Origin of the sequence: Paractinoplanes toevensis (assembly GCF_018332695.1) — a bacterium.
GTDB classification, from domain to species: domain Bacteria; phylum Actinomycetota; class Actinomycetes; order Mycobacteriales; family Micromonosporaceae; genus Actinoplanes; species Actinoplanes toevensis.
This window is the reverse complement of the sequence record NZ_BOQN01000229.1, coordinates 1-2907: the sequence shown is the minus strand read 5'-3', so window position 1 is coordinate 2907 and position 2907 is coordinate 1. Positions and strand designations below refer to the sequence as shown.

Sequence of the window (2907 nt, the reverse complement as noted above, 5' to 3'; positions counted from 1 at the left end):
CACGATCACCCGAGAACCGCGTTGCAGCGACTCGGCGACGTGCTCGGCGGCGTCACGCCAGATGTTGCACGCAAGGAACAGTGGCTCGCCGTCTTTCCACTCGTTCGACTGACGGTCCAGGGTCCGCGGCGTGGACGCGATGCGGAACTTGGCAACCGCCGCACCCGACGGGGTGAAGCGCAGCTCGGGATCGTCGGTGAGGTTCCCGACGACCGTGATAACGGTTTCTCCTGCCATGATCTACTCCTCGCCGCTGTTCTCGTTCGTAGGAGGTTCTCAGAACCCCCTGACAAAAACGAGGCTCAGCGGGTCTCGGGCCGAATGACCTTGGTACGCAGGATGTTCTCGTTGAGCCGCAGCTGACGGTCCAGCTCGGCGACGGCCTCGGGGGTCGCCTGAAGGTCGACGACGGCGTAGATGCCCTCGGCCTTCTTGTTGATCTCGAACGAGAGCCGGCGACGGCCCCACACGTCGAGCTTCTCCACCGAGCCACCCGCGTTCGTGATCACCTTCAGGTACTGATCGAGCGACGGGGCGATGGTGCGCTCCTCGAGCGAAGGATCGAGGATCACCATGAGTTCGTAATGACGCAAGACATTCACCTCCTGTGGGCTATGCGGCCACGGTCTCTCCGTGGCAGGAGGTCTTGTGTCGCTCGCAATGAAAAGCCGTGGACGAGAAAGCCCACGGCCACACTGCGAACCGAGCAAGCATACCCAGGCGGGTCGACCTGCCCAAATCGAAAGGACCCCGTCCACCGACGGGGTCCTTCTCGCTTCAGCCGCGGGGCGCCCGATCCGCTTTCGCTGGGTGGGACCTGGGGAGGAACGACCACACCGATGAGGTTGGACGCGGCCGCCCCGCGGAGCTTGTTGACGACTACGTTACGCCACGTTTGCCCGATTTGCACGCTGCGACACGATTGCCCGAATAGCCGCCGCACCGACCCCCATCACGCACACCGCCGCGATCAGCCCGAGCATCCCGATCGGGCCGGACTCGCTGATCGGCGCCATCGCCGCCACCGGCTCCGCCGCGGCGATCTCGGTGGGAGGCGGGCTCACTGCCGCCGGTTCCGCGTCCTGCGTGGCCGGCGCCAGATCAACCTGCGGTACGCCGGGGACAAGCGTCTTCTTGTCACCCGGAGGCATGCCCGCGAACGCCGGGACGGGGCTTCCCGCCGTACTCGTCGTGGTCCTGGTCTTGATCTTCTCGGCGCCGCCGCCCTGCGGCATGCCCTGCGCCGCGGCGCGAGTGCCGGTCGAGGTCCGCTGGGCCGGACCGTGAGCCCCGGCGTGACCGGCGGCCGAGGTCCGGGTGGAGCGCGTGGCCGCCGCCGAGTCCGGCAGGGTCGTGCCCGCCACTGGCCCGGAAGGCGCGTTCGACGACCCCGACGACGCGGCGGCCGACGCACTCGCGTCGTCGTCCGCGGGCACCGGCGTCGGGTCCGGCAGCATCATCGTCGTGGCCGACGGCGATGCCGTGACCAGCAGCGGAGCGGTGTCCTCGCCGAGCGGGCAGTTCGGCTCGAGCGTCACCTCGGTGGTTCCGCGCCGGAACACCACCTCGGTCGAGGCGTCGTCCGGCAGTGTGCCCTTCGTTTCGCCGGCCAGCTGCAGCCGCGCGCTGTAGCCGGTCCGGTTGACCACCCGCACCGTGCTGTCGGCCGGAACCACCAGCGACTCGACGTCGGGATGCGAACGGCAGGACAGTGCGAGCATCCCGCCGCCGCCGAAGGTCACCTGGCGGCCGCCCTCGCTCTGCTCGGCACTCGCCGTCCCGTTCGTCAGCAGCGGCGCCCCGAAGATCAGAGCACCCAACGCCAACGCCGTGATCCGGTACCGGAACTGCCGCGACATGAACCATCTCCCCGCTCGCTGAAAGCCTCGATTGGGGTCAACGAGGTCCGGCGCAGGCCGGTGACGCGGGGGCGGAAAGCGTCGTACCCGCGTCGTAGGCTCTTCCCCATGCGCATCGGAGCTCATGTCGATCCCACCGATCCTCTGGAGGCGGCCGCCGCCCGCGGTGCCGACGCCGTCCAGTTCTTCCTGACCGACCCGCAGGGTTACAAATCACCCAAACCGCGTGAAGATGCCGCGGCCCTGCGTGAGTCCGAGGTGGACATCTACATCCACGCGCCCTACATCGTGAATGTCGCCTCGCCCAACAACCGGATCCGCATCCCGAGCCGCAAGCTGCTCATGGCCCATGCCCGGGCGGCGGCCGAGCTGGGGGCGAAAGGCCTGATCGTGCACGGCGGCCACGTCGGCAAGGACGCCGATCTGGCGGCCGGATTCGACAATTGGCGCAAAGCCTTCGAATATGCGGAGAAGGACGGTGGTCTGCCGCTGCCGATCCTGATCGAGAACACGGCCGGCGGCGACAACGCGTGCGCCCGCCGCTTCGACGACCTGGCCCGGCTGTGGGAAGCGGTGGCCGGCTTCGGCGCCGGTTTCTGTCTCGACACCTGCCACGCTTTCGCCGGCGGCGAAGACCTGGTCGGCATCGTCGACCGGGTCAAAGCCATCACCGGACGCATCGACCTGATCCACGCCAACGATTCGAAGGGCGGATTCGACTCCGGACAGGACAGGCACGACAACCTCGGTAATGGCAAGATCGACCCGGACTTGGTGGTGGCTGCGATCCGGGCCTCCGGCGCACCGGCCGTCGTCGAGACGCCTGGCGGCACCGAAGGTCAGACCGCCGACATCGCCCTTCTGCGGGAGCGGGCGGGCCGCTGACGCGCCTGGTTACTGGGGAGGACCATGACCACCGACCAGCCGAAGCAGCCCACAGCTCCCGGGCCGCCTTCGCAGCGCGCCCCGGATAAACCTGCCCTGGAGAAAGAGGTGCTGCGCCCGGCCGCGTCCGGCCCGTCCAAGCCAGCGGCTCCCGCCTCGGCTG

4 protein-coding genes are annotated in these 2907 nt (G+C 68.6%); 1 reads left to right on the top strand and 3 read right to left on the bottom strand.

The window, feature by feature from the left end; genetic code table 11:
- The 3 genes from ssb to Ato02nite_RS50830 all read right to left on the bottom strand — a co-directional run.
- On the bottom strand, window positions 1-237 hold a 237-nt coding region (gene ssb / locus Ato02nite_RS50840), incomplete at its 3' end, for a single-stranded DNA-binding protein (RefSeq protein WP_213013950.1).
- Window positions 238-302: 65 nt separating this feature from the next.
- Window positions 303-593: a 30S ribosomal protein S6 gene (gene rpsF, locus Ato02nite_RS50835; RefSeq protein ID WP_203732963.1), complete on the bottom strand. Its 291-nt coding sequence runs from the start codon at window positions 591-593 to the stop codon at window positions 303-305.
- A gap of 291 nt (window positions 594-884) precedes the next feature.
- Window positions 885-1859 (bottom strand): hypothetical protein, encoded by a 975-nt coding sequence (locus tag Ato02nite_RS50830; RefSeq protein WP_213013949.1) that lies wholly within the window; start codon window positions 1857-1859, stop codon window positions 885-887.
- Between the two features lie 108 nt (window positions 1860-1967).
- Here Ato02nite_RS50830 and Ato02nite_RS50825 point away from each other — a divergent pair, with 108 nt between their 5' ends.
- Window positions 1968-2744, top strand: coding sequence for a deoxyribonuclease IV (locus Ato02nite_RS50825; RefSeq protein ID WP_203812810.1), 777 nt, complete (start codon window positions 1968-1970; stop codon window positions 2742-2744).
- Window positions 2745-2907: the final 163 nt, after the last annotated feature.